Source organism: Kitasatospora sp. NPDC086801 (assembly GCF_044745805.1).
Lineage (GTDB): Bacteria > Actinomycetota > Actinomycetes > Streptomycetales > Streptomycetaceae > Kitasatospora.
In genome coordinates this window covers 100,678-125,540 of the sequence record NZ_JBIVAX010000011.1, presented here as the reverse complement: position 1 = coordinate 125,540, position 24,863 = coordinate 100,678, and the positions used below count along the sequence as shown (strand labels likewise).

The following is a 24,863-nucleotide window of genomic DNA, read 5'->3' as shown; positions in this document are numbered from 1 at the left end:
GCCCGGACGGACCCGCCGAGGGCACCGGACCGGACGGACCCGCCGAGGGCACCGGACCGGACGGACCCGCCGAGGGCACCGGACCGGACGGACCCGCCGAGGGCACCGGACCGGACGGACCCGCTTGCTCTCCGCCGACCAGCCGTAGGCGTGGCTGCTCGGTGAGGGTCTGGTCGGCGTCGAGCTCCGGGCTGTCCGGCCGGCTACGGCGGAAGCGGGTTCGCCACCAGGAGCGGACGGTGTTCGGTGTGGCCGAGTCGCTCCGCTCCGTTCGAGCCGTGAGCGTCTCCTCCTCCGAGACCTCAGCGTCGTCCGGTTCGCTGTGCGCCGCAGTAGGGGTGGCATGGCGCGACATGACGATGTAGAGGTGGGTGGCGCCGCCGAGTACGAGCGGGGCGATGGTGCTGAGCGCGCCGACGGCCGTGTTGGTCAGGTGGAGCCCCTGGTCGGGCGGGATCTGCTGGTTGAGCCGGACAGCGTGGGTCCAGTTGGCCCAGACGCTGGTGGCCGTAGCGCTGCCGAACACCGACCAGGTGTAGGCGCGGGCGCGCCACGGCGCCTCCTTCAGGACGACCAACGCCCGTACGCCGTAGGCGATGAACCCATCGATTGCCAGCGGGAAGAGGTAGGAGAGCTCGGGGCGCACGTGCATGGCGACGGCCATCTGCTGCAACGCGTCGTAGCTCAGGGTGCCGCCGACCGCGCCCATCACGCCGATCGCGGCCTTGTCCCAGCCGGACATGCGATTCGGCGTACCGCCAAGCTCGTTCATGCCGCCACCGCCGCCGGCTCCGGGTTGAACTGGGCGGCGATGCGCTGCTCGCGGCGCAGCAGGAAAGGCTGCTTCTCCAGCTGCGCGCGGGCTTCGCGCAGTCGGGTGAGCGCCCTGGTGCGGCCGATGTCGAGTACGGGCGCCCAGATCCGCGGGTCGAGGCCGAGGATGGCGGCAACGACGCCGACGCTGTCGCGCTCGGCTCGGGAGAGGGAGACGGGGCGGCCGTGAAGTGCGGCAACGACGCGGTCCTCTTCCCATCGGCCGTTGGTGTTCAGCTTGTGCAGGGCGAGTCGCTCGTTCTGATCGAGGCCGGCGCGGATGCCGTGGCGGTCGTTGGTCTCCAGGGCCTCGGTGAGGCATTCGTCGCTGACGGGGCAGCCGCCGCACAGAGCCTTGGCGGCTTGGTGTTTCGCGGTCTCGCCGGCCGAGGGATAGAAGAGGTCCGGCTGGGGACTGCCGGCGCAGGCGGCCTGGCGTACCCAGGTGTAGTCGCGTCGGCGGCTGGTGATCGAGGTGATGGTGCTGGACACGGGGGTGGTTCTCCGGGTGGGTCCGCTGCCGAAGGCGCGGAAGTGCGGGGCGTCGGCGTCAGCGCGGCCAGGGTCGGGGTGGGTTGGTCGCGCTGGTGCCGGCCGTTCGGTGGCTAGCGGGGTCGCGGGCCGGAGAGACGGGAGACTGTCTCTCTGGCCAGTGTTCTGATCCGCCGGTCGACGGCCGGGCTCGTCCTCGAGTCGGCCGGTGCGCTCGGGCGGCTGGCCTGCAGCTGAGCGAGAGCACGCAGGTAGCCGGGCGAGGCGTCCTCGCGGGTCTTGATCTTGGGGGCTTGGGCGGCGCCTTCGCCGTACCCGGCAGACCGGCGGGGTCGTTCGGCGGGCTGGGTGCCGTACCCGCGCAGCACGCGAATGCTGCGCAGGATCGTTTCTCCGTGCGCCTGGTTGATCTTCGCGATGAGTACCGGGGCGAGGGCCCTCACGTGGGTCGCGTAGGCCGGGGAGTCGGCGCGGACCTCGAGCTGGCCGTTCTGGTGGTCGAAGCTGACGGCGGCGACGTGGGCGGCGAGGTCGCCGACGGCTGCCGGCCAGAGGTCGAGCAGTTCGCCGCCGGCCAGCGGCTCCTGCCAGGCGTGCTGGGTCACCAGGTCGGACAGGGCCGTTCCCAGCCCCACGGGGTCGAGTCCGCCCCGCCGGGGGCCGGCGGAGCGCCCGGCGGTCGGGGCTTTGGCCGCGCCGGCTGGGCGCTTGCTCGCGTCGGCGCGGGCCCGGCGCAGGGCGAGGCGGGCGAGGTCGATGCCGGTGTTCTCGTTGTGGCTCATCAGGCGATTCCTGCTCTCAGGTGGCTGCTGGTGGTGCGAAGGCGCAGGACGCGCTCGACGAGGTCGCGCCCGTAGATCTGCTCGGTCTGGTCCCGGCCGGCCAGGGCCAGGGCGGAGGTGACGAGTTCGGGTCTTCCGGTGAGGTACTGGCGCCACGCGGTGGTGCGGGCTTCGCGGTGCTCGTCGCTGGTCGGCTCCTCGTCGAGGGCCACCAGCGGCTCGCGACGGGTCGCTCTCGTCCAGGCGTCCCGGAACAGGCGCTGGACCGCGGTGCTGCGCGGGGCCTGCCAGGTGCCCTGCCATTCGGCGTGGCGCTCCTTGGCCGCCTGCGGGCTGTCGCGCCACCAGGCGACGATCGCGCTGCGCTTGGCCGAGGTGTCGTAGAGCAGCTCGGCTCCGACGAGGCGGGCGGTCAGGAAGCCGACCGGGCGGTGGACTCGGCGGGCGGGCGACCGCTGGGCCAGGACGGCGATGACCTCGTGGGCGGTCCACCCGGCGTCCGCGAGGTGGCGAACGGCCCAGGCGATCCGGGCCACCGGGCTGCCGCTGAGCCACGGAACCTGCCGGACGAGTTCGAGAGCCAGCTGGTGGCGCCGACCGACCGCGTTCAGCTTCCGGCGGGTCCGCTTTCCCGGTGGATCCTGCTGGTCTTTCCCGTTCCCGAGGTCGCCCTCAGAGGGATTGTTGGTAGGTGCTACAGGAGAAGACGTAACAGCACCTGCCCCCATTGGGGTGCAACGGGAGGACTTCGCAGAGGAGTTGATGCCGGCCTTCCTGGTGCCTCGACGCTTGGTGCGGCGCACGGTTCGCGCGGCCTTCTTGCCGAGCTGCGCGAGGGTAAGGCGGCTCTCGTAGGAGACGACACCGACGACAGTGCGGATGAACGTCTGGGACGTGGCGGTCCGCAGCCCGATGGTCTCGTCGAACTTCGCGGGGATGGTGCGGACGAACTCGCTTGCCCTGGCGGCGGCCTGGCGTATTCGGGTGCCCTTGACGGTATAGGTGAGCAGTCCGGACTCCCGGAGGATCGACAGGTGGTACTGCACGGTGCGCTCGGACACCTGGAGGATCCGGACGAGGTAGTCGACGCCCGGTCTGCAGGGGGTGAGCTGGGCGAGCAGCTCGGCGATGCGGATCGTGGTGCTGCCGAAGCGGGGGCCGTGGGTGCGGGCCGGGGTGTGGGCCTGGCTGTCGCGCACCCAGTGGACGGCTTGCAGCCAGGTGTAGGTGTCCGGCGCGATCCGGCCGGTGGTGGTGGATATCCACTGGGCGGGGTCGGGGACGAGCAGGGCGGAGTCGCCTGTCGCCGTCCCCGGGTTCTGCGCTTCGGGGGCGCAGGCGGGCAGGGGGGCACTGGGCACGGGAGTCCTGGTTTCGCTGGGCACGGCGGCCGGCACCCTGGGGGCTGTCGGGGTGCGGCAGCGGGTGCGGTGAACTCGGTGCGCGGCGGAAGGGCTTCGACGGCGCGTCACCGGTCGGGAGGGAGGGGCCGCGCTCGGGCGCGACAGCACGGCCTCGCCCCGTGGAGCGGGGCAGGGCTGGTCACCCGACGTCGCAGAGGTGGTGCCTCGTGGTCGCGGCTGTCGGGCCTTCGGGGTGTTGCCGGGTCAGGCCGCCATCGGGGTGGCGTCGGCTGCCACGGCGGTCAGGCATCCGGTGGTGAGGTCCAGCTCGTGGGCGTTCCGGGGGTCGAGGCCGGGGAAGTGCTGGACGATCCAGCGGGCTGCGGCCTGCCGGTAGGCGAGAGGCTGGGGCACGGCCTGGCCCTGGGCGTCGAATACGCCGGCGGTGCAGGGGTACCCGGCCGATCCGGTGTCCAGGCGCACGACGGCGGCGCCCGGGTCGAGGAGGCTGGCGAGGATCTCGACGAAGGAGGTCGAGGCGATGGCGATCTCGGTGCTGTCCGGTCGCGACGGCGACCCGGCGGTACCCGTGTAGGTGGGCATGGGAGACTCCTGGGCAGGTGGAGCAGATCGGCCGCGTGGTGGAACAGGCTGGCCGGCTGCTTCGGACGTGATCCGCGCCCTCGGCGGGTGGCTTCCAGGAGCTGGAATCTCCCGGACGCCCGCCGAGGACGGCCCGTGGACGCGGCCCGTGCAGCGATTTGCTGCCCGTTCCCCCTTCCGCCGTTCGCGTGACGCAGGGGCCGAACACACCCCCTGACCAGGCAATCGACAGTTAACTGTCCGTCGGGTGCGATCAACGTACACCAAAAAGTCGACCATGGGGATAGTTAACTGTCGATCGGGATGTGCATCCGAGCACCATCGGGCACTAAAGTGTCCGTGTGGGACGATCTGACACGGAGGAGCACCGATGACCGAGGCCGCGAGAGAGGGCGTGGCGCGGATCGCCGCGACCTTCAACTACCTACTGGAGAACCGCCACCCCCAGGGGCGAGGGCCGTACTCGATCCCGGAGGTCGCCGCCGGCACCCGCGTCAGCGAGAGCACCTTGAAGCAGATGAAGGCCGGGGTGAACGACAACCCCAAGATCAACACTCTGGTCGCGGTCGCGGGGTTCTTCGACGTGCCGCCGGACATCTGGGTGACCGACAAGCCGCTGGACGAGGTCCTGGTCGACCGCGACCTCCACAACGCCATGCGGGACGCCGGCATCGAGTCGATCGCCCTGCGCAGCAAGGACCTGAACCCGGACAACCGCAAGCTCGTCCTCGACATGATCACCGTGGCGCGCAGGTCCCAGGGGCTGGCCGAGGAGCCCGGGGCATCCTGAGCCCGTCCTCGGCCCCAAGTGGGGCTCTTTATTTTTCAACCTTATCTATGCGCATAGACTCGACCTCCGAGTCTGTGCGCATTCCCGCTTTCTTGGGCCACATCCCGGAATGCGGGCGAGATGTCCGGATCAACGGAACTGAGATGCAGATCACTGGGCCGATTTGACGTGGGCACGTGGAATCACTTTCGGTGATGAACTAACTCCCCGTCACATCCATCAGCCCCGAAACCTCGCACGCCCCGACCGGTTGCACCATGCGCATCGGCACGTTCCGTCACGGCCTGAAACAAAAGGCCGGGCGCCCAGGCGACCCCCCTTCCCCGCTTGAAGACCGTCTGCAAAAACGATCTTCGCGGATATGCATACGATCGTTCCGTCATGACCACAGAGCGGGCCCGTCGCCACTAACACGGGCCGGGCCTCAAGATCACTTCAGGAGGGAGATTGTGTATGCGGCCTGCGAGGACCGCCTCAGTGAACTCCTCCCGCTTCTGCCTCACCGCTTCACCGAGGAAGAGCTGGTCAAGGCAGTCTCCACGCTGATAGGCCGCCCCATACATGTCGAACCGCGCGACATGAAGGGGGACTTTGCCTGCGGCCTCCGAGAGAGATATTCGGACCGCGAGGTCATCTCCTACGAGATAACCGCTTCACCGCTTCACCGAATCCAGATCATCGCCCATGAACTCGGCCACATCCTCTGCGGCCACCCGGGCTCGATCAGGCTTGCCGATATTCCGTCGGACGAGGAAATTGCCGACATGACCGACTGGTCGATCCTCGGAATTTCCGCCCGCACGTCCTACGAGTCGCAGGACGAGCAGGAGGCCGAGCTGATGGCAACCCTCCTCATCCAGCGGATGTATCGCGCGACCGTGATGCCCGCACAACGCCCCACCGCCGCCGACGAGCGGTGGAACGCGATGTTCACCTGACCGAAAGAACCACCACCCATGATCCGCGTCATTACGCTCGGGCTTCCTGCCCTGCTCCTGGCAGCCGCCCTGTTCTGGATTCGCCCGCGCCGAAACGGCCAGGCAAGGCCGGCTCATTCCGGCAGCACGATCACCATGCTGCTGGCCTGGGCCATCGCCATCGTGGGATTCCACCCCAGCGTCCAGGACGCGGCAGACGGCGTCACCCGCGACTTCGCGAAGCTGGTCAGCAACGTGCTGATGCTCGTCGCGAGCGTCAGCGTCGTCGCATGGCTCATGTTCCTCAACCACGAGAAGACCGAGGCCCGCAGACGGCTCCGGCCCCGACTCGCCTTCCTCGGCGTGGCGGTCGCCGTGATGGCGGTCTCCTTCTTCGCGGTCCCCGCCGACCGCCGTTGGAGCAGTGAGTTCACGAACACCCACTGGGGCCAGGCGCCCGTCCTCCTGCACGTCTACACCCTCGCCTACGTGCTGGTCATGGGTCACGCCACCTACGACTGCCTCACCCAGACCTGGCGCCGCAGCAGCCAATCGCCCTGGCGAGTCCACCGGGCCGGGCTTCGCGGAGCGGCGATCGGCTGCTTCTTCGTCCTGCTCTACCTGGCGTACAAGGTCGTCAACGCCGGCGCTTCCATCGCCGGGGTCGAACTCTTCCCCGGCGGCCTCCGCTGCACATCGCTCGTCACGCCGTACCGCTGCGCTTTCTCCTTCACCGCTCCGTTGATCGGCGTGCTGCTGATCACCGCCGGCCTCACGGTCCCGGCCCTTCTGTGGCCGGCCGCGAAGCTGCTGCGCCGTCGGTGGGAGCGCAAGACCGCCCAGGAGCTCCTGCCGCTCTGGACGGACCTGACCACCGTCCGCCCGAAGATCGTCCTGCGCGCTGTCGTCATCGAGACCGACCCGGACGTCGTCCTGCACCGCCGTGTGGTGGAGGTCTGCGACGGAATCCTCGCCCTGGACGACCACCGGTCCCGCGCCATCGAACGCCTGGCCACCGAAGCCGTCGAGCGCCGAGGGCAAGGCGGCACCGAGACCGGCGCCGCCGTCGTCGAGGCAGCCGTCGTCGCCGCAGCGATCGAGGCCGCCCGCACTGGTGCTCGGATCCAGGACGACCCTGCTCCGCAGGCGACCGGGGAGTCCGCCCGCGAGGGAGACCTCCGCGCCGAAGCGCTCTGGCTACGCTTGGTCTCCCAGCAGTACGCGAACAACGACATCGTCCGCACCGCCGTAGCCGTCCAGCGGCAAGCGGCCCCCATCGCGGCATAGGGATCGACCATGGCCTCCCCCTTCGCCGACCCGGCGTTCTACGCCGACCGCTACCCCACCTACACCGCCCTGCGGAAGTCCAGCCCGGTCCTGCAGGCGTCGTTGGACGGCGGAGCCTCCACCGCGACCGTCGTCACCGGCTACGACGAGGCCCGGCAGGCGTTCACCGCCCCGCTGTCCAAGGACACCGGCGCCTACTTCGCGGACAAGCCGTCCGGCCGGTCGCTCCACCCGGCCATCGCCCGCACCATGCTCACCGTCGACCCGCCCGAGCACACCCGGCTGCGCCGGCTGGTGACGAAGGCGTTCACCCCGGCCCGGATCGACGGACTGCGCCCCTACATCCGCGCCCTCGCCGACCAGTTGGTCGGGAACTGGGAGCCCGGCACCGAGGTCGACCTCGTCGAGGAGCTGGCCGGCCCGCTGCCGGTCACCGTCATCTGCCAGTTCCTCGGCGTGCCGACGACCGACAGGGCGTCGATCCGCTCCTGGTCGACCGACCTGTTCGCCACCGGTGACCACGCCCGCATCGACGGGGCCTCCCATGCCCTGGCCGGCTACATGGCCGAGCTGATCGAGGCCAAGCGCGCCCACCCGGACCGCTCACTGCTCTCCGACCTGATCGCGGTCCACGACCAGGACGAAGACCGGCTGAGCGAGGACGAGTTGCTCTCGCTCGCCGTACTGCTGCTGGTCGCCGGCCACGAGACCACCACTGCGGCGATCGGCAACTCCGTGCTGGCCCTGCTCCAGCACCCCACCGAGCTGGCACACCTGCGCACCAGCCCGCACTGCATCGCCGACGCCGTCGACGAGTTGCTGCGGTACGACTCCCCGGTCAGCATCGCCACGTGGCGGTGGGCACCCGGGGAGGTGGAACTCACCGGGACCAAGGTGCCCAGCGGCAGCCCGGTCTTCGTCTGCCCGGGCGCGGCCAACCGCGACCCGACGAAGTTCCCCGACCCCGACCGGCTCGACCTCGACCGCGCGAACGCCGCCAGCCACCTCGCCTTCGGCCACGGAATCCACCGCTGCCTAGGCGCACCGCTGGCCAGCGCGGAGGTCGAGATCGTGCTCGCCGTCCTCCTGGAGCACTCCCCCGGCCTTCGGCTGGCCGTCCCGGCCGACCAGCTCGTCTGGCGGCAGTCCCGGCTGGTCCGCGGCCTCGTCGCCCTGCCGGTGAACGTCTAGGCGGCAGCTGTGGCGGGGGCAGGGAAACCCCCTCGCCCCCGCACACAGGCCACACCGGGCCCACACGTGGCCGCAAGCGTCCGCCCAGGTCAGCAAGGTCGTCAACGTGCCCACGCGCCCGACAGCGGGCCCTACGCGGCCTCGCCCGCCCCGGTGGCCATCGCAGCCCGGACCTTGGCCAGCCCCCTGGCCGTCGTCCGTGCCCGCGCCTCGTCCGGGGCGCTCTGGCGACGAATTCCCGCGCACGCCGGGCACAGGCCCGGCTCCGGCAGCGGATCCCGGCACTCCCCGCACTCGGCGAGGCGTCGGCGCCGCGACGGCGGCGAATTCAGACGCTGCACGGGCGGCATCTTGCGCTCGAGACGGCTCTGCACCACCTTGGCCGGCGAGTAGACCACGCTGGGCAGTCCGGCCAGCAGCGCCTCGCGCAGTCCCTCCTCCGAGCCACCCCGGTCCAGCCACGCCCGCACCAGCGGTGCGAGCGCCGCCGCCTCGGCCTCGCCGAGCGGCAGTCTGCGCTCGGGCCGGACCGCCCGAAGGAGGACCGCAGCCGCCGCCCGGGCGTCCTGGTCGGCCTCCTGTCCGCCGTCGGCGGTCGTTCGGGAGTCGGGTTCGTCCTCCCGCCCTCCCAGCTCCTCCTCGGCCTGCGATCCGCAGGGCTCCGCCGGCTGCGGCTCGGTCACGACGGGGAGGGGTTCTTTCACCAGGTTCTTTCCAAGAAGGACGCCACGATCACCGTGCTCCGGCTCACCGGACGCCGGTATGTCGGCACCCGGCAGCATCTGCCGCTGCGGGACGTCGAAAAGATGGGCCTCGGAGCGAAGTCGTCCGTTCGGCAGGCGCACCACGTCCACCCGGTAGTACCCCCACGCCCGAAGCTCGTCGAGGGCGTCCTCAACCGTCCGTCGGCCCTGCGGACTGGAGTCCGCCATCTGCCGACAGGTCTCCTTCCACTCCTCCGGCCGAGAGATCAGGTCGAGGAACAACCCCTTGGCCGTGTAGGAGATCGCGCGGTTCTGCGCCAGAGCGTTCGGGACGACCACGAAGCGGGACAGGTGCGGGCTGCGGTGGATACGCAGGGAGAGCCTCCTCGTTCCTCGGCCGGGCCAATCCCAACCGGGGGACGACGGACCATAGCCACGAACTCGCCGCAAGTGAAGCCGACACCGAGCGACCTTGATCACACTGCGATTCGACCGCCCGGCGACGCGCCACAACCAAGCGGCCGACCACCGCCCAGGATCAGCCTCGGTGTTGCCGACAGCAGGCGAACATGCGACTTGCTGACCAAACCGTTCGGCGTAGTAGCAGCGGGGTGTGAGGGCGTTTGCCACAGGTAGGTGCCCTCACGCCCCGCCAAAGACGTGCTGGTCCCCGAGACGCACCCATTCCTGAAGGATAAGCGTGGGACGAGGGCATCAAGTTGCTCACGCATTGTCAGATGTAGTCGATGAAGCTGCTCCGGGTGTGCTCGATGTAGGCCGTCGTCCCGGAGCGGGCAGCGCCATCGACCTGGCGAAGGCGGTCCATGCTCCGCGGGTTGAGAACGTCGGTCCAGTCCTCGACTGGGCGGGCGTCCCATTCGCTGTGTTCGTCGGGGTCGAGGTGGATCGACGCGAGCTGTTCGGGGCTGAGCGTGTCGCCTTCGAAGATCAGGCCGAACTTGTTCGCGGGCCAGGTCGGTTCGGGCGGGAGGAAGTGGAGGGCCAGCAGCCGGCCGCACGTCAACGTGAGGCCGGTCTCCTGTCGGGTCTCGCGGACCGCAGCTTCGCGCGGGGTCTCGCCGGGGTCCATCTGGCCGCCCGGGAACTGCCAGATTTGGCCCTTGTCGGGCTTGTACACGGAGGAGTTGAGCAGCACCGGTCGGCCCTGTTCGTCGGTGACGTACAGCGAGGCGTACGCGGTCGCCCGGGGAAGGGTGGCGATGAACTCCTCGGGCGGGAGCCAGTTGCCGCGTTCCGGGTCGGATTCGGGCAGGAAGGACGTCACCGGTTCCTCCAGTCGGTGGGGGTGTTGAGGACGTCGGCGGCCCACTGGTAGTGGCCGGTGTCGCGGATGTACTTGTTCTGCTCGGGGTAGAGGTCGCAGCTGAGCAGGGCGATCATGTGCAGGTAGGCGGCGAGGTCGTCGCGGCGGTCGGCGGGGAGGTCTTCGGTGGCAGCGGTCAGCAGGCGGTTGCGGACGGCGGCGCGGTCTTCGTCGTACATCCGGTAGTAGGCGCAGGCCCCGGCGAGGTCGTAGAGCGGGTCGCCGAGCAGGGTGAAGGTGCCGAGGTCGATGATGCCGGAGACCTTGCCATCGGCGACGAGGATGTTGTCGGGGTAGAGATCGCCGTGGATGCAGCCCTCGGGGCCGGTGTAGGGGCGGGCGAGGCGGTCGGTGAGCCGGTCGGTGATGCTGTCGACGGCGGGGACGTCGAGTCGCAGGTCGGGCAGCACTGTGGGGAGCTTCCGCGCGAGGAGGCGGAGCAGGAAGGAGTTCCAGTCCTCATCGGCGTGGGCGGCAGGGTCGGGGTCCAGGAGCATGCGCCGGTTGAGCGGGGAGGTCAGGCGCAGGCCGCCGAAGTCGCGGACAGCGTCGAGGTACACGGCCTCGGTGGCGGGGGCGTTGAGGTCGAGCGCTTCGCCCATAGGGGTGCCGGGCAGGCGGGTCTCGGTGACGGCCAGCAGGGGGCCGTGCGGCTCGATCGAGCGGATCTCGGGCAGGGCGAAGGGGACGCTGCTGCGGTCGAAGTGCTGGTACAGGTCGGCGATGGTCTCCAGGGCCTGGCGCTGGCCGGGGTCGGCGTAGACCTTGAGGACCTGGTCGTGGCCGAGGGCGTAGACGCGGGCCTCGGTGCCGGCGGCGATCAGGTCGGCGGGGGTGAGTCCGCGGGCGGCGAGGAGAGCGTTCTCGGCGTCGGCGGTGATGCTGCTGGCGTCTCGGCGGGTGATCACGACGTGCTCCGGGTGACGGCGGTGATGGCGGTGACGACGGTGCGGTTCTCGGGCCCGACGGGTCCGCCGTTGAAGTCCCCGGCGAAGGAGACGACGGCGAATCCGGCCTGGTGCAGGGCGTCTTCGAGTTCGGGTCGGGAGTACATGCGGGTGCGGCAGGTCGCGGACCAGCCGGGCCGGGTGTAGGTGACGTGGGCGAGCTTGGCCTCCCAGTCGTACCAGGCGCTCTCGGTGACTCCGCCCTGCGTAACGGATTTGGTGCTGATCGGTTCCGTGCCGTGCCGGTTCTCGTGTTCGGCGCGCTCGCGGGTGGTCAGTTCCATGACGAGGTGGCCGCCGGGCTTGAGGGCGGTGGCCCAGGCGGTGAGAGCGGCGAGGTCGTCGGCGGGGGTGTTGAGGTAACCGAAGGAGGTCCACAGGTTGAGGACGACGTCGAACTCCCCGGGCGGGGGGTTGCGCATGTCGGCCTGGTGGAAGTCGGCGCCGGGGTGGAGGTCGCGGGCGCGGGCGATCTGGTGGGGCGAGGCGTCGATGCCGGTGACGTGGAGTCCGCGGGCGGTGAGGGGGCCAGTGTGCCGGCCGAAGCCGCAGGGGACGTCGAGGACCCGGGTGCCGGGGGTCATGAACTCCTTCGCGCACAGGGCGGCGAGGTCGGCTTCGGTGCTGTCGTACTTGCCGAGGGCGCGGAAGGTCTCCTCGAAGCCGGGGTCGAAGAAGCGGTCGGCCCAGTCGTCGGGGGCGGTCACGAGGGCGGTGTCGTTCACGGCGTGGGCTCCAGGGCGGTCAGCAGGAGGGCGTGGAGGTCGCGGGTGTCGGCGGCGACGAGGTAGCGGGCGGTGACGTCGGGGCCGTCGAGGCGGACAGGTCTGCCGTGCTCGTCGGTGATGTGGCGGCCGGTGGCGGTGATCAGGTGGCAGAGGGTTGCGATGTCCCAGGCCCGGTGGCCGCACATCTCGGCGACGGCTCCGGCGGCGGTGCCCCGTGCCACTTCGGTGAGCGCCCGGGTGGACTCGAAGGCGCCGACGAGCAGCGGGTTCCCGGCGGGCAGCAGGGAACGGAGTCCGGCCGGTTCGAAGTAGCAGGCGTAGACCGGGTGCTGGTCGGTCGGTTCGATGATGGGCGGGCGAAACGTCGCCTGGTCCCGGTCGGCCAGAGCGAGGATGCCCGCGGCGGGGAAGGCGGCGACGGAGAACTCGGGCACCTGGCCGCGCCAGGCGCTGACGAGGACGGCGAAGTCGGTGGAGCCGTCGAGGTACTGGCGGGTTCCATCGAGCGGGTCGATGTACCAGGTCAGCGCGCGGTGGTTCCCGCGAGCCTGGTGGGTGGCGGGGTCCTCCTCGGTGACGATCACTCCGGTGGGGTCGAAGCTGGTGATCGCCTTGACGAGGATCTGTTCGGCGTCGGTGTCGGCGGCGGAGACGAGCGTGCCGTCCGCTTTGCGGCGGACGTCCTCGGGGCCGTCCGGGTGGGCACCCGGCCAGGTGCTCATCAGCCGGGCGGCGGCCTGGTCCACGGCGGCGACCAGGCTGCGCGACCAGTACGCGGGCTCGGTCAGGGTCGTCACGTCGCCGCTCCCGTCAGCGCGGCGGCGATGTGCTCGCCCCACGCGGGCCAGGAGAACGCGGGGTCGTAGGCAGCGGGGGTGCGCGGCCGGTGGTACTGGGTGCGCATCGCGGCGATCAGCTCGGCGGACTCACTTTCGCCCTGGCCGACGATCAGGTGGATCTCCTCGGGCCGGCGGGGGTGCATGCCGGGGACGTCACTGAGGATGGTCGGGCGCCGGTGGGCGATCAGTGCGCTGGCCGGCCCGGAGGTCTCGCCCAGCCAGGGGCCGCGCAGCTGGATGCCGCAGTCCGCGGCGAGCAGCAGGGCGTCGAACGCCGTGTCGGTGAGGTAGCCGGTGTGGCGGACGGTGGGGTCGTCGGGGACGGTGAGGCCGTCGCGGGCCTCTCCGGCGAGCAGGAGAAGGGCGTCCGTGGGGCGGTCGGTCCAGCGCTGCCAGGCGTCGAGGAGGACCGGGATGCGTTTGTAGGCGCCGAGGAAGCCGAAGGTGGCGAAGACGAACGCGCGCTCGGGGATGCCGTGGCGGGCCCGGGTGCCAGCCACGGGGGTGAGCGGGCGGACGGGGAAGGGCAGGTGGCGGATGTCGGCGGCCGGGTGGCGGTCGGCGAGGTGTTCGGCCAGCAGCGGGGAGTGGACCAGGACGCGGGTGGCCGCTTCGATCGCCAGGTCCTCGATGCGGGCGTTGAGGCTGTAGCGGTCGACGTGCAGGTGGTCGGCGAAGTGGCGCTCCATCGCTTCCCGGGCGTCCAGGTGGGTGCCGACCGCAGTGGAGACCCGGCTCAGGACAGCTTGCTGCTCGGCGGCGGGCAGCTGGTCCCACGCCTCGTAGTAGTAGTCCAGGTTGTTGTACTCGTGGAGCAGGACCGTGCCGGGCCGGGCGGCCAGGGCGCGGAAGGCGCCGTGGTGGAGGGCGTTGTTGCCCAGGTGGTAGAGGACGTGGTCGAAGCCGCTCGGGTTGTAGCCGGGCCCGGCGATCCGGCGGGTGGTGAAGTGTCGGGCGAGGTGGGGCAGGGACTGGGTGATGTACCCGGCGACGCCGCTCTTGTCGCGCTCGCCGGGGCCCCAGATGCCGAGGGTGGGCAGTTGCTCAGACACGGGCCGCTCCGACGGGGCAGGCGGCGTTGATCGCCTCGATGTAGGCGGAGGTGGTGTTGGCGACGCTGCGGGCGATGCCGAAGTACCGGGTGGCGCGGTCGGTGGCGGCCCGGCCGGTGTGGGCCCGCAGGGTGGTGGAGACGGCGAGTTCGTCCAGCGCGGCGGCGTAGACGGCGGGGTCGGCGGTGTCGACGAGCCGGCCGCTGTCGGGGGTGACCACCTCGTTGAGGCCGTCGATATCGCTGACGACCGCCGGGGCGCCGTGCTGCATGAACTCGATGACGGCGAGCCCCAGCCCTTCGGCGGTGCTGGGCTGGGTGACCAGGTCGGCGGCCTCGGCGAGCAGGTCGCGCACCTCATCGTCCTGGTCGGTCAGGAGCGTGACCCGGTCGCCGTACCGGGCGGCGAGTTCGGCAACGTGGTGGAGGTAGGCGGCATCGGAGCCGTTGGTGGAGCCGAGCAGAACCAGCCGCGTTTCGGCGCGGGTGGCCATCAGCTCGTAGGCGTCCAGCAGCCGGTGCTGGGCCTTGCGCGGGGTGTAGCGGCCGGTGAGGGCGATCAGCAGGCCGTCGCTGGGCACGCCCGTGGCCTGAGCGAGGAAGTGCCGGGCGGCCCGGCGGTCGTGGACGCGCGGCCGGTGAGGGACGCCGAGGTGGGCGGTTCGGATGCGCTCGGCCGGGTACCCGAAGCCTTCGGCCTGCCGGGCGAAGGCCCGGCTGCCGGCGAGCACCAGCGTGGGCGTGCACGTTCTGGCGACGAAGTGGCAGCGGGGCCAGCCGCCGGGCTCTGTCTCGGGCCGGGTCTCGTGGAACGACGCGACGACGGGCACCGTCTCGGCGAGCCCCGACATGTGCGTCAGCAGCAGCGCGGCCTGGGTGTGGGTGTGGACGACGTCCGGCTGCGCGTCGGCAAGCGGGGCGAAGTCGTCCAAGGCGGCGAACAGGCCCCGCTCCCACAGCACCGCGTTGGGGTCCGGCGGCTGGAGCAGCGCGCCGCCGCGCAGCACCCGCACCCCGTTCTCCCAAGTGGCGGCGGGCTGGTCCAGGGAGTCGCGGTTGGTGAGGACGGTCACCTGGTGGCCGGCCCCGGCAAGGTGTTCGGCAAGGGTGGTGACGTGGGTCTCCATGCCGCCTCGGCGCGGGCGGTAGGTCGTGCTGACCAGGCCGACGTGCATGCTGTACCTCCTTCTCCAGTGGGGGAGTTGGTCAGGCGGCGGGCAGGTGGTCCAGGAGCTGGGGCAGGGCGGTGATCACGGGCACCGGCAGGTCCCGGTAGACCCGGTGGCGGTCGTAGAGGACGGTGTCGCTGATGCCGGCGCGAAACGCGCCGAAGATGTCGTTGATCAGGCCGTCCCCCACGAACAGCGCGTCCGCGGGTGCGCAGCCGAGCTGGCCGAGGGCGGCAGCGAAGATCCCGGGCTCCGGCTTCTCGACTCCGGTGATGGTGGAGTCCACGACCACGTCGAAGAAGTCGAGCAGGCCGAAGCGGGTCAGCTCCTCCACGAGGGTACCGTCCGAGTTGGAGACGGCCGCCACCGCCAGACCCCGGCTTCGGATCTCGCCGAGCACCGCGGCCGCGTCCGGGTCGAGGTCACGGTACAGGTCGGTGCGGTCGGTGCAGCGCTGCCAGGCACGGCGGCCGGTCTCCGCCCCGACACCCAGCAGCTGCCCCCACGTCGCGCCGACCTTCTCCGGCCGGGTCAGGCCCTGCGGGAAGTCGAGGTGGTGGGCCTCAGCGGCCGTGGCGAGCGCCGCTTCGGCGGTCTTGGCGCCGACGCCGGGTGCGCCGGCGGCGGTGAGTTCCTCGCTCATCACCTGCCCGCTGGGGTGGATGAAGGTCATCCCGATGTCGAACAAAACCGCCTTGCGGACGCTCATGCGATCACCGTCAGGAAGGAACTGTCGAGTGCGGGCCGGGTGCCGGTGCACATCGCCAGGTACTCCTCGCGCAGCGCGCTGCCGATCGAGTGGTCACCGTGGCGGGGGTGTTGGCCGTCCACCTGGCCGACGACGCGGACCTCGTCCAGCGTGCCGGTGACGAAGACCTCGTCGGCGCCGTGCAGGTCACCGAGGGTCAGCGACTGCTCGACGGCCGGGATACCGAGCCGCTCCGCGAGGGCCAGAACGGTGGCACGGGTGATGCTGGGCAGGATGCCGTCCGTGAGCGGAGGCGTGGTGATCCGGCCGTGCCGCACGGTGAACACTGCGGCGCCCCCGGTCTCTGCGACGTTGCCGTGCTGGTTCAGGAGGATCGCCTCGTCCGCACCCCGCTCCAGCGCCTCCACGCGAGCCAGACGGAATCCAGAGTAGGCGGCGCCGGTCTTCGCAGCGGTCGGCAGCGCGTCGTCCCCGATCCGCCGCAGTCTGCTGACGATGCACCGCATCGGCTCCACCGGCCGGACCGGTGCCGGATAGCACGTGACGATCGTGCCGGTGGTCATCTCCGTGCGCTCCGCGGTGTAGCGGCCGGTGTCGACGTACACCGACGGACGCACGTACACGTCGGTCTGAGGGTCGAGCGCCTCCAGCAACTGCCGGATCCCGTCGCGCAGTTCGACAGCAAGGCCGGGGTGGGGGATGTTCATCAGGGCGGCGGAGGTCTCCAGGCGCTCCAGGTGCGCATCCAGCCGCACGACGGCGAGGCGGCCGTCCGGCTGCCGGTAGGCGCGCAGGCCCTCGAAGACGTTCACCGCCCGCATCGCGGTCTCGCTGGTGACGTGGATCGTGGCTTCCTCCCAGGGCCGCACCTTCCCGTTGTGCCAGATCATTTCGGGGATATTGGCGCTCATCGTCCTTCTCTCTTCCGGGTCGGGGGCGGTGCTGGGTGGCCGACCGGTCGGGTCGGCCACCCAGCACCGCGCGGGGAGCGCGGTCAGGCCGCGGCCGGCACCTTGACGTCGAGGTGGGCGGCGAGTTCGAGCAGCGCGGGGGTCGCCTCGCGGCGGCACATGAAGTCCTCGCCCCGCGCGCCCTCGACCAGGTACGGGCGGAACACCGAGCCCTCCTCGAAGCCCTCGCGGTCCAGGAAGAACACCTTCATGCCGCGCTCGCGGGCCCGGGCCTGCACCCGGCGGCGGTCGGCGTGGCTGCCGATCACCAGCAGCGACCGCGCTCCCGGGAGGAAGGGGACGTCCGGGATCTGCTCGTGGTAGCGGCGGACGTAGTGCTCGTCCAGCCCGGCCCTGGCCATCAGGCCGTCGAAGTTGTTGGTGATCACCGGTCCGACCAGGTGCCCGGCGTCCGCCAGGCCACGCAGGGTCCGGTGACCGATGGTCGGCTCCGCTTGGAGGCACGCCCGGGTCATCTCGGTCAGCTCCGGCATCTTCGACTCCGGTGCGCCGAGGATCTCGGGCAGGAACGTGTCCTCCCCGGGCGACAGCACGAACCGGTGGTCGGTCATGTCCGTCACCCGGTAGACCTCGTGCAGCCGGTGCAGCGGCGGCACGCCCGCTTCCACCGACATGCCGCACCCGACCTCGACCTGGAACGGCAGGAAGTCCGCGATCATGGACAAGTCCGGGATCAGCGTCGGGTTGCCCCGTTCCTCCTTGATCCGCATGCCGGCTGCCATCACCTTCCACGGCATGTTCTGGTCGTGGAGCGCGGGCATGTGCCCCGCGGACGTGATCGTCACGTCCAGGCTCTCGTACCCGGCCGGGAGCGTGCGCCCGGCCAGCTCGTCCTGCGGGTGAACCCGGTGCGGCACCACCGTGCACTCCAAGTCCCCGCGCCGCCACAGCCCCGCCCGCTCCTGCTGCCAGCCGCCGTCCGCGAGTGCCTTGCGGACCCGGTCGACATGGTGGGCCAGCTCGGCCTCCGGGTAGGAGGCGCTGTGGAAGACGTACAGCTCGGGGACGGTGAGCACCGTCCCGCCACCGGCCCGCTTGGTGTCGTAGCGGTACCGGTAGTGCAGGATGCGGCGGCGGCCGTCGTCGGGGCCGGTCCAGCCCGATTCCGCAGCGTTGCGGGGGTCCTGGGTGCGCCGCCACAGGCCCTCTTCCAGGTCGCGGGGCCGGTCGCGCCGGCTGACGTACCGCTCCCACCGCTTCGCCAGGGTCGGCGAGAGTTCCGCTGCCTCGTACGGGAAGTGCATGGTGCTCTCCCTGCTGTAGATGTCCGCGCCGCGAGGGCGCCCAGCCGATTCCGTGATCAAGTCCCCGCACCGCGGCAGGACCGTGCCGTAGCCGCTGGGGCGGGGGAACGCGGCAAGATCACGAGAATCGCGATCCGGAGGTGCGCCTCGGCGTAGAGGGAGGAGCAATACCTGGCGTTGGAGCCATCGTGGTCAACCGAGCTGCGGTTCAGGCAAGTTGCCGAGACCCGGCAGCCAGGGCGAGGGCATGCCGAAGAAGAGGCGCACTACCGACCATTGCAGTCCGTGCCGTACCGGACACTGACCGCACGCAAGATGATGACTTGCCGTCAGGGCGCTGGCAAGGGTTCGCGATAGGAAAAATTTTCCTGCAAGCCAAGTTGTATGGGCTCTGCTCGGTTGAGCCACTACGATCGATCTGACTTGGGAGGTGCCGATGCCTGGAGAACCCAACCCCCGACGCCGGAGGCTGGGCGCCGAGGTGCGCCACCGTCGCGTTGAACTCGGGTGGTCGCTGGAGGCATCGGCCAAGCAACTCGGGTACGGGTCGGCAAGCACCGCCCACAAGATCGAGTCCGGCCACCAGAAGATCACTCTCCAGCAGCTCCCCCACTTCCTCGGCGTCCTCGGAGTCACCGAGCCGGCCGCTCAGGAATTCTGGCGGGAACTGGTGGTCAGCGCGAACAGCGACGACTGGCACGAACGCTTCCCGGGCGACGCGGACGACCCGTTCGGCAGCTACTACACCGACATCGAACTCGCCAGGTCGGCCTTCCTCTGGTCCCCGACCGCCCCGCACGGCCTCCTCCAGCACCCCCTCATCGAACGAGAGATCATCGAGGCCGGTCGCGGCTGGAGCACCCCTGCCGACATCGACCGGTTCGTCACCATGCGCGCCGAACTTCGCGAACGCGTCCTCTCCCGTCAGCCACCGCCGACGATCACCTCCGTCCTTACCGAGGGCCAGCTCCGGCAGGAGATCGGCGGACGTCCCGGAGCGCGCCAGCAGGCCAGGCACCTCGCAGAACTGGCGAGGACCGTCCCCGGCATCAAAATCCTCGTGCTCCCCTTCGCCGCCGGCGCGCACGCAGGGATAGACGGCCCGTTCATGCTGATGGAGTTCCCTACGGGCCGCACGAGCGTCACCATCGAAGGCAGACGGTCAGCTCTCCACATCCACGAGGCCGATGTCGTCACCGAGTACAAGTCCGTCAGCGAGCACATGATGGACGAAGCCCTCTCGCCCGAAGACTCCCTCACCTTCCTGGAACAACTCGCTGAGGAATATGCATGACCCTGCACAGCGGCGCGCCCGTCCCCACCGTCCCGCGCACTGACGCCGACCCCGTCTGGCTGGCCCAGCACCTTGCCCGGGCCCAGTGGCGTTCAGCCAGCACCGGCGGTACGAACTGCGCCGAGGTCGCCCTCCTGCCACGCGGGATCACTGCCGTACGCGATTCCCTCAACCCTGACCAGCAGCCCCTGGTTCTCTCCGACGCGGCGTTCGAGCAGTTCGCCGACGCGGTCATCGCCGACCTGTTCCGCAGGCCGCCCGGCCTCGACTCGAACCCCGTCACCGCGACCGGCAAGAACGAACTCGCCGCCGAGTGGCTGGCCACTCACCTCGACTCGGCCACATGGCAGTTCGGGGGCAGCGAGAGCATCGGCGTAGCCTTCCTGCCCCGTGCCGTCACCGCCTTCTGCAGCCCCCTCAGCGAGGACAGGCGCCTCCTGATCTTCGCGCAGCCCGAGATCACCGACTTCTTCGCAGGCATCAGAGCCGGGCTGTTCCGTCGGTGAGGAGGCAGCAGCTGTAGCGGCGAACCTGGGCTCGTGTCACGACATGCCGTTGTGCAGCCTGCCGTCCAGGTACGCCCGCACCGGTTCGAGCAACCCGTGTGGCACGAACTCGGGGACCGGGTCGTGGGTGACCTGCATGGATGCGGCCAGCTCTCCAGTTCAGTCCCGTTCGGCAGCAACACACGCAAGGTCGCCAGCAAGGCAGCTGTGTCGGTCAGGTCTGGCAGCACCACCTCGGCGCCAGCCACACGATCCGGGCCACGGCTACGGTGGCCCGGACAGGATCCTCTCCGGTGTCGCAGAACAGGACGTGGAGCTTCGGCGTCCGGTTCGGCTATCCGGCTGTTGCCGGGGCCAAGGACTCGCGGCCGAGCCAGCGCCGCAGCGCCGCCGGTACCGTGACGGTGCCGTCCGGCTGCTGGTGCTGTTCCAGCAGGGCGGGCACCAGGCGGCTGGTGGCCAGGCCGGAGCCGTTGAGGGTGTGCACGTAGGCGGCCTTGCCCGCTGCCGGGCGGTAGCGGATGTTGCCGCGCCGGGCCTGGTAGTCCCGGGCGTTGGACACCGAGCTCACTTCGACGTAGCCGTCGATGCTGGGCAGCCAGACCTCGACGTCGAAGGTCTTGGCCATCGAGGCGCTGGTGTCCTCGGCGGCGAGGCGGGTGATGCGGTGGTGCAGGCCGAGCGCCTCGACCAAGTCGGCTGCCTTGGCCAGGAGTTCCTGGTGGGCGGTGTCGGACTGGTCAGGGTGTGCGAACTGGAACATCTCGACCTTGTTGAACTGGTGGCCGCGAAGGGTGCCGCGGCCGGCGGCGCGGTAGCTGCCGGCCTCGCGCCGGTAGCAGGGCGAGTAGGCGACGTACTTGCGGGGCAGTTCGGCCTCCGGCAGGACCTCCTCTCGGTGCAGGTTGACCAGGGCAGTCTCCGAGGTCGGCAGCAGGAACCGCTGTGGCCCGGTTTGGGCCTCTTCGAGTGCGAAGACGTCCTCGGCGAACTTGGGGAACTGGCCGGCGGTGTAGCCGGCCTGGTAGGTCAGCAGGTGGGGCGGCAGGATCAGCTCGTAGCCGTCCTGCACGTGGGTCTCGATGAAGAAGTTGAGCAGCGCCCATTCGAGCAGAGCGCCGTTTCCGCGGTAGACCCAGTTGCCGGTGCCGCCGAGCTTGACGCCGCGCTCGTAGTCGATCAGGCCGAGCCGGCGAGCCAGGTCGACATGGTTGTACGGCTCGAAGTCGAAGACCGGCCGGACGCCGTGCTCACGGACGACCTGGTTCTGTTCCTTGCCTCCGGCCGGCACGTCGTCGTCGGGCAGGTTGGGCAGTTGGTCGAGGAATGCCTGGCGCTCACCGGCCAGGGCGGTGAGCTGCTCTTCCAGGGCGGCAAGACGGGTACCGAGTTCGGTTGCCTCGGCGCGCTTGGCGGCGGCAGCCGGGTCCGCCTGGTCGAGCCGCGCGATCTCGCGAGAGATCTGCTTGCGCCCGGCGCGTAGCGTCTCGACCTCGGTCGTACCGTGCCGGTACTTCTCGTCCAGGGCGAGGAAGTCACCGAGGTCGACGTGAACGGCTCGCCTCGCCAGCGCGCGTTCGACGCGCTGGGGGTGCTCGCGGATGACAGTGATGTCCAGCATTTCGGGTCCCATCGATCAGTCGGAGTCCGACGTGATCCCTTGGGAGCGTGGGCGAGAAGGGAACTCGCGGTGCCACCACGCCTTCGCCGGCACCCGGAGATGCCAGCCTCGACAGCTCGATAACGGGAGCGAACCGGCGGGGCATTGGGCCGCAATCCGCCGTTCCTCCCCGCACTCGGGAGGGGATTCACCCCAGGGCGCGAGGCTGCCTTCCCAGCTGCCGGCAGCTCTCTCGGCTCGCGTGCCCTGCGACTACTTGTCTCCGTCAGCGCGTTGCCGAAGAGGATAGAACGCCCGGGTTCCACGAGCAACGCAGAATCGCCCTCCAGATTCAGCCGATCACCCTGAGCGATGTCACGGCGAGGGACGGCCGTCGAAGCTACTCACTCCCGGAAGAGCCTCATGGAGCGGGCGTTCTCCTTGAAGCCGAGCGATTGGTACAACCGCTCTCCGTCCGCGCTGGCGGTGAGGTTGACCAAGCCACAGCCCTGACCCCAGAACCACGCGAGCAGGCAGACCGTGACGGCTCTACCGTGTCCTTGGTGGCGGTAGCCCGGTTTCGTCAGGACCATGTGCACGTACCCAGTTCGGCCGGAGTACGTCGGCCCGGGTGGCGCCTGGTAGATGCTCCCGAGTGCGGCGGAGACGAGGTCACCAGCGGGATCGTCGACGACGACGAAACCCGCCATGTCCACGGCGCGAGCGAGTCCATCCGCCAGGTAGGCAGTGAGTTCCTCGAACCACCGGCCGGTTGGGGCTGCCTTGACCATCTCCGAGCGAAGGCGGGCTATCGACAGCGCGTCTTCCTCCGTCGCTCTCCGTACATCCACCTCGCCTTGTCCTTCGATCGGGTGGCCTCGCGACATGCCTATGGACAGCCAGGGACCGTCCCTCGCCCACCATCAGGTCAACACCGATCAAGGTGAACGGCAACTCGGACCGACCGACACGGCTACCGTATTCGCATGACTGCTGCCCCTGCGCCTGTCCGCGTCCGCTTCGCTCCGAGCCCTACCGGCATGTTCCACGTCGGTGGCGCCCGCTCGGCGCTCTATAACTGGGCGACCGCACGACAGCGCGGCGGCAAGTTCGTCCTGCGGATCGAGGACACCGACGCGGCCCGCAACCGCGAGGAGTGGACCGAAGGGATCATTAGCGCGCTCGCGTCCATCGGCATCTCGAAGGCGGACCCGACGTTCGAAGGCCCCTACTTCCAGTCGGAGAACGTGACCCGTCACCGCGAAGCCGCCGCCGAGTTGTACGAGGCCGGCCTCGCGTACTACTGCGACTGCACGCGCGAGCAGGTGACCGAACGCACCGGCTCCCAGCAACTCGGCTACGACGGGTTCTGCCGCGAGCGCGGCCTCGGCTTTGAGGCCGGGCGGGCCCTGCGGTTCCGTACCCCGGACGAGGGGGTCACGGTGGTGGCCGACCTGATCCGCGGCAACCCCGAGTTCCCCAACGCGGCGATCGAGGACTTCGTGATCGCCCGGGGCGACGGCAGCCCGGTCTTCCTGCTGGCCAACGTGGTCGACGACCTCGACGAGGGAATCACGCAGGTCATCCGCGGCGAGGAGCACCTGTCCAACACCCCGAAGCAGCAGCTGCTGTGGCGCGCGCTGGGCGCCGAGCCCCCGGTGTGGGCACACCTGCCGGTCATCGTGAACGAGAAGCGGCAGAAGCTGTCCAAGCGGCGCGACAAAGTGGCGCTGGAGGACTACCTGGCCGAGGGCTACCTGCCGCAGGCCATGGTCAACTACCTGATGCTGCTGGGGTGGGGACCGAAGGACGATGTCGAGATCCGTCCGTACGCCGAGCTGGAGCAGCTGTTCCGAGTGGAGGACGTGAACGGCTCGTCGGCGTTCTTCGACGTGAAGAAGCTGGCCTCGTTCAATGGGGAGTATCTGCGGGCCCTGCCGGTGGAGGAGTTCGCGGCGGCGTGCGCCCCGTGGGTGTCCGCGCCCCGGGCCCCGTGGAGTGCGGAAGCGTTCGACCCGGCGCGGTTCGCCGCCGTGGCCGGTCTAGCCCAGACGCGGATCTCGGTGCTGTCGGAGATCACCGCCTACGTCGACTTCCTGTTCCTGGAGGAGCCGGTGCGCGACGAGGCGTCGTGGGCGAAGGCCATGAAGGACGGGGCGGCGGCTCTGCTGCGCCAGGCGCGGCAGAGCCTGGCCGGGGCGGGCTGGGACGCCGCCTCGCTCAAGGCCGTTCTGGAGGAGACGGCCGCGGTGTTCGGGTTGAAGCTGGGCAAGGCCCAGGCGCCGGTCCGGGTCGCTGTAACCGGGCGGACGGTGGGACTGCCGCTGTTCGAGTCGCTGGAGGTCCTTGGCCGCGAGCGCACCATGGCGCGCCTGGACAAGGCGCTGGCCGAGCTGGCGTGATGCCCGAGGGCCCGCACGCTCCTGGTGGGCGTGCGGGCCTTGCTCGTCTTCTGGTTGTTCAGCGCAGGTCGACGAGACGGTGCTCGGTTCCCTCCGGCTCTGCGGGCATCGACCACAGCGGGCAGACCGGGATGGTGGTGCGGTCGCAGTCGCTGCTGGTCAGGGTCTTCTGCAGGTGGTCGTACGCCGCGCAGCCTCCTCCGCAGGTGGAGCTGTGTGAGCAGGTGCGGCAGTTCGCGGAGATGGTGTTCACGAGGGTGAGTTCGCTGATCCCGTCCTGGAGGCGGGGGTGGATCGCCCCGTCGCGGAACTCGCCGTAGTGGAGGTCGGTGTCGAAGAACGCCGAGCAGATGTACACCCTGCCGTCAGGGAAGATCGCGAGGCGTTCGAGGTTGCGAGCGGTGCAGCCGCCGTAGCCGGCGGCCCGCAGGGCGGGAAGCTGGTCGGCGGTGGCGAACGCGGGCGGGTAGAAGACGCGCACGCGGCGGCCGGCGGCGGCTTTACGGATCTGGCCGCACAGCTGCACCCACTCGGCCGGCGGGATCTGGAAGTGGGGCTTGTCCAGGCCGAGCCCGGTGGGGGTGAAGTAGTGGAAGGAGAGCATCTCCAGGCCGATGGAGTCGGCGAGGTCGATGGCGTCGAACACGTCGTCCCGGTTCGCGGTGGTGACGGTGAAGATGGCGCGGGTCTGGAAGGCGTCGGCGACGGCGCGCTTCATGCTCGCGAGCAGGGGGCGCCAGGTCTTCTCGCCCCGCATCTGCTCGTGGGTCTCCTGGCGGGCGCCGTCCATGGAGAAGGAGAAGGAGTCGAGGCGGCCCTTCAGCAGGGGCCAGGTCTTCGGGGCGATGAGGCCGTTGGAGGTCAGGACGGCCTTGTAGCCCTGGTCCTTGCAGATGTCGAGGATGTCGCCGAACTGGGGGTGGGTGGTCGGCTCGCCGCCGAGCAGGTAGACCTTGTACTGGCCGTAGGCGACGCGGAGGCTGGAGAGGATGTCCTCGACCATGGCGGGGGTCATGCGTCGCTCGGCATCGAGCCGGGAGCCCATGTAGCAGTGCTGGCAGCGCAGTTGGCACTTCTCGGTGATGTAGAGGAACAGGAACGGTTCCTTGGCCGCGGTGGCGTGTGCGGCGGCGTGCACCAGGGTGTCGGTCACGGTG

Annotated in this window: 25 protein-coding genes; 7 read left to right on the top strand and 18 right to left on the bottom strand. The window is 70.2% G+C overall.

Translation table 11 applies throughout. From position 1 onward, the window contains the following. The 5 genes from ACIPLC_RS15550 to ACIPLC_RS15530 all read right to left on the bottom strand — a co-directional run. Positions 1-742, bottom strand: a 742-nt coding sequence (locus ACIPLC_RS15550) for a DUF2637 domain-containing protein (protein ID WP_400473491.1), incomplete at its 3' end; no start/stop codon positions are given. A gap of 26 nt (positions 743-768) precedes the next feature. Further along, a complete protein-coding gene (locus ACIPLC_RS15545; protein WP_400473490.1) occupies positions 769-1,305 on the bottom strand; it encodes a WhiB family transcriptional regulator in 537 nt (178 codons plus the stop codon). 113 nt (positions 1,306-1,418) lie between these two features. Further along, positions 1,419-2,087, bottom strand: coding sequence for a DciA family protein (locus ACIPLC_RS15540; RefSeq protein ID WP_400473489.1), 669 nt, complete (start codon positions 2,085-2,087; stop codon positions 1,419-1,421). Then, positions 2,087-3,448: a winged helix-turn-helix domain-containing protein gene (locus ACIPLC_RS15535; RefSeq protein WP_400473488.1), complete on the bottom strand. Its 1,362-nt coding sequence runs from the start codon at positions 3,446-3,448 to the stop codon at positions 2,087-2,089. The genes ACIPLC_RS15540 and ACIPLC_RS15535 overlap by 1 nt, the downstream gene beginning before the upstream one ends. Positions 3,449-3,694: 246 nt before the next feature. Continuing rightward, complete coding sequence (locus ACIPLC_RS15530) at positions 3,695-4,033, bottom strand: hypothetical protein (RefSeq protein ID WP_400473487.1); 339 nt, start codon at positions 4,031-4,033, stop codon at positions 3,695-3,697. Between the two features lie 370 nt (positions 4,034-4,403). On the opposite strand from ACIPLC_RS15530, the gene ACIPLC_RS15525 reads away from it, so the two are divergent. The 4 genes from ACIPLC_RS15525 (at position 4,404) to ACIPLC_RS15510 (ending at position 8,218) form a co-directional block, all read left to right on the top strand. Continuing rightward, entirely contained in the window at positions 4,404-4,823 is a 420-nt protein-coding gene (locus tag ACIPLC_RS15525; protein WP_400473486.1) for a hypothetical protein, read from the top strand. A gap of 449 nt (positions 4,824-5,272) precedes the next feature. Next, positions 5,273-5,761: an ImmA/IrrE family metallo-endopeptidase gene (locus ACIPLC_RS15520; protein WP_400473485.1), complete on the top strand. Its 489-nt coding sequence runs from the start codon at positions 5,273-5,275 to the stop codon at positions 5,759-5,761. Positions 5,762-5,779: 18 nt separating this feature from the next. Further along, positions 5,780-7,027 carry an MAB_1171c family putative transporter gene (locus tag ACIPLC_RS15515; RefSeq protein ID WP_400473484.1) on the top strand — a complete coding sequence of 416 codons (1,248 nt, stop codon included), beginning with the start codon at positions 5,780-5,782 and terminating at the stop codon, positions 7,025-7,027. 9 nt (positions 7,028-7,036) lie between these two features. Beyond that, positions 7,037-8,218 carry a cytochrome P450 gene (locus ACIPLC_RS15510; RefSeq protein ID WP_400473483.1) on the top strand — a complete coding sequence of 394 codons (1,182 nt, stop codon included), beginning with the start codon at positions 7,037-7,039 and terminating at the stop codon, positions 8,216-8,218. A gap of 131 nt (positions 8,219-8,349) precedes the next feature. Here ACIPLC_RS15510 and ACIPLC_RS15505 read toward each other — a convergent pair whose 3' ends face one another. The 10 genes from ACIPLC_RS15505 to ACIPLC_RS15460 form a co-directional block, all read right to left on the bottom strand. Next, positions 8,350-9,261, bottom strand: a complete 912-nt coding sequence (locus ACIPLC_RS15505) for a hypothetical protein (protein ID WP_400473482.1) — start codon at positions 9,259-9,261, stop codon at positions 8,350-8,352. A gap of 394 nt (positions 9,262-9,655) precedes the next feature. After that, positions 9,656-10,207, bottom strand: a complete 552-nt coding sequence (locus tag ACIPLC_RS15500) for an NUDIX domain-containing protein (RefSeq protein ID WP_400473481.1) — start codon at positions 10,205-10,207, stop codon at positions 9,656-9,658. Further along, on the bottom strand, positions 10,204-11,154 hold the full coding sequence (locus tag ACIPLC_RS15495) for an aminoglycoside phosphotransferase family protein (RefSeq protein ID WP_400473480.1): 951 nt from the start codon (positions 11,152-11,154) through the stop codon (positions 10,204-10,206). Before ACIPLC_RS15495 ends, ACIPLC_RS15500 begins: the two co-directional genes overlap by 4 nt. Then, on the bottom strand, positions 11,151-11,918 hold the full coding sequence (locus ACIPLC_RS15490; protein ID WP_400473479.1) for a class I SAM-dependent methyltransferase: 768 nt from the start codon (positions 11,916-11,918) through the stop codon (positions 11,151-11,153). Before ACIPLC_RS15490 ends, ACIPLC_RS15495 begins: the two co-directional genes overlap by 4 nt. Beyond that, positions 11,915-12,718: an inositol monophosphatase family protein gene (locus ACIPLC_RS15485; protein ID WP_400473478.1), complete on the bottom strand. Its 804-nt coding sequence runs from the start codon at positions 12,716-12,718 to the stop codon at positions 11,915-11,917. Before ACIPLC_RS15485 ends, ACIPLC_RS15490 begins: the two co-directional genes overlap by 4 nt. Continuing rightward, positions 12,715-13,812 carry a hypothetical protein gene (locus ACIPLC_RS15480; protein ID WP_400473477.1) on the bottom strand — a complete coding sequence of 366 codons (1,098 nt, stop codon included), beginning with the start codon at positions 13,810-13,812 and terminating at the stop codon, positions 12,715-12,717. The genes ACIPLC_RS15485 and ACIPLC_RS15480 overlap by 4 nt, the downstream gene beginning before the upstream one ends. Further along, the gene (locus ACIPLC_RS15475) at positions 13,805-14,986 is read right to left on the bottom strand and encodes a glycosyltransferase family 4 protein (protein WP_400473476.1); all 1,182 of its coding nucleotides are present in this window, start codon (positions 14,984-14,986) and stop codon (positions 13,805-13,807) included. Before ACIPLC_RS15475 ends, ACIPLC_RS15480 begins: the two co-directional genes overlap by 8 nt. Positions 14,987-15,017: 31 nt before the next feature. Then, positions 15,018-15,689 carry an HAD family hydrolase gene (locus tag ACIPLC_RS15470; RefSeq protein ID WP_400473475.1) on the bottom strand — a complete coding sequence of 224 codons (672 nt, stop codon included), beginning with the start codon at positions 15,687-15,689 and terminating at the stop codon, positions 15,018-15,020. Further along, positions 15,686-16,600: an aminotransferase class IV gene (locus tag ACIPLC_RS15465; protein WP_400473474.1), complete on the bottom strand. Its 915-nt coding sequence runs from the start codon at positions 16,598-16,600 to the stop codon at positions 15,686-15,688. The genes ACIPLC_RS15470 and ACIPLC_RS15465 overlap by 4 nt, the downstream gene beginning before the upstream one ends. 83 nt (positions 16,601-16,683) lie before the next feature. After that, a complete protein-coding gene (locus ACIPLC_RS15460; RefSeq protein WP_400473473.1) occupies positions 16,684-17,904 on the bottom strand; it encodes a hypothetical protein in 1,221 nt (406 codons plus the stop codon). Positions 17,905-18,340: 436 nt separating this feature from the next. Between ACIPLC_RS15460 and ACIPLC_RS15455 the strand changes: the two genes are divergently transcribed. Then, positions 18,341-19,198, top strand: coding sequence for a helix-turn-helix domain-containing protein (locus ACIPLC_RS15455; RefSeq protein WP_400473472.1), 858 nt, complete (start codon positions 18,341-18,343; stop codon positions 19,196-19,198). Continuing rightward, positions 19,195-19,704, top strand: coding sequence for a DUF397 domain-containing protein (locus tag ACIPLC_RS15450; RefSeq protein WP_400473471.1), 510 nt, complete (start codon positions 19,195-19,197; stop codon positions 19,702-19,704). The genes ACIPLC_RS15455 and ACIPLC_RS15450 overlap by 4 nt, the downstream gene beginning before the upstream one ends. Before the next feature lie 334 nt (positions 19,705-20,038). Here ACIPLC_RS15450 and serS read toward each other — a convergent pair whose 3' ends face one another. Then, complete coding sequence (gene serS / locus ACIPLC_RS15445; protein ID WP_400473470.1) at positions 20,039-21,325, bottom strand: serine--tRNA ligase; 1,287 nt, start codon at positions 21,323-21,325, stop codon at positions 20,039-20,041. Positions 21,326-21,708: 383 nt separating this feature from the next. Then, on the bottom strand, positions 21,709-22,155 hold the full coding sequence (locus tag ACIPLC_RS15440; RefSeq protein WP_400473469.1) for a GNAT family N-acetyltransferase: 447 nt from the start codon (positions 22,153-22,155) through the stop codon (positions 21,709-21,711). Positions 22,156-22,344: 189 nt separating this feature from the next. Here ACIPLC_RS15440 and gltX point away from each other — a divergent pair, with 189 nt between their 5' ends. Further along, positions 22,345-23,706 carry a glutamate--tRNA ligase gene (gene gltX / locus ACIPLC_RS15435; protein ID WP_400473574.1) on the top strand — a complete coding sequence of 454 codons (1,362 nt, stop codon included), beginning with the start codon at positions 22,345-22,347 and terminating at the stop codon, positions 23,704-23,706. A gap of 58 nt (positions 23,707-23,764) precedes the next feature. On the opposite strand, the gene ACIPLC_RS15430 is transcribed toward gltX, so the two are convergent. Further along, positions 23,765-24,859, bottom strand: a complete 1,095-nt coding sequence (locus tag ACIPLC_RS15430; RefSeq protein WP_400473468.1) for a radical SAM protein — start codon at positions 24,857-24,859, stop codon at positions 23,765-23,767. Positions 24,860-24,863: the final 4 nt, after the last annotated feature.

Bases quoted from the DNA above. Each gene is read 5' to 3' on its own strand.
- ACIPLC_RS15475 (WP_400473476.1), bottom strand. From the start codon at position 14,986: ATGCACGTCGGCCTGGTCAGCACGACCTACCGCCCGCGCCGAGGCGGC.
- ACIPLC_RS15540 (WP_400473489.1), bottom strand. From the start codon at position 2,087: ATGAGCCACAACGAGAACACCGGCATCGACCTCGCCCGCCTCGCCCTG.
- serS (WP_400473470.1), bottom strand. From the start codon at position 21,325: ATGCTGGACATCACTGTCATCCGCGAGCACCCCCAGCGCGTCGAACGC.
- ACIPLC_RS15465 (WP_400473474.1), bottom strand. From the start codon at position 16,600: ATGAGCGCCAATATCCCCGAAATGATCTGGCACAACGGGAAGGTGCGG.
- ACIPLC_RS15455 (WP_400473472.1), top strand. From the start codon at position 18,341: ATGCCTGGAGAACCCAACCCCCGACGCCGGAGGCTGGGCGCCGAGGTG.
- ACIPLC_RS15510 (WP_400473483.1), top strand. From the start codon at position 7,037: ATGGCCTCCCCCTTCGCCGACCCGGCGTTCTACGCCGACCGCTACCCC.
- ACIPLC_RS15530 (WP_400473487.1), bottom strand. From the start codon at position 4,033: ATGCCCACCTACACGGGTACCGCCGGGTCGCCGTCGCGACCGGACAGC.
- ACIPLC_RS15460 (WP_400473473.1), bottom strand. From the start codon at position 17,904: ATGCACTTCCCGTACGAGGCAGCGGAACTCTCGCCGACCCTGGCGAAG.
- ACIPLC_RS15450 (WP_400473471.1), top strand. From the start codon at position 19,195: ATGACCCTGCACAGCGGCGCGCCCGTCCCCACCGTCCCGCGCACTGAC.
- ACIPLC_RS15470 (WP_400473475.1), bottom strand. From the start codon at position 15,689: ATGAGCGTCCGCAAGGCGGTTTTGTTCGACATCGGGATGACCTTCATC.
- ACIPLC_RS15525 (WP_400473486.1), top strand. From the start codon at position 4,404: ATGACCGAGGCCGCGAGAGAGGGCGTGGCGCGGATCGCCGCGACCTTC.
- ACIPLC_RS15515 (WP_400473484.1), top strand. From the start codon at position 5,780: ATGATCCGCGTCATTACGCTCGGGCTTCCTGCCCTGCTCCTGGCAGCC.
- gltX (WP_400473574.1), top strand. From the start codon at position 22,345: ATGTTCCACGTCGGTGGCGCCCGCTCGGCGCTCTATAACTGGGCGACC.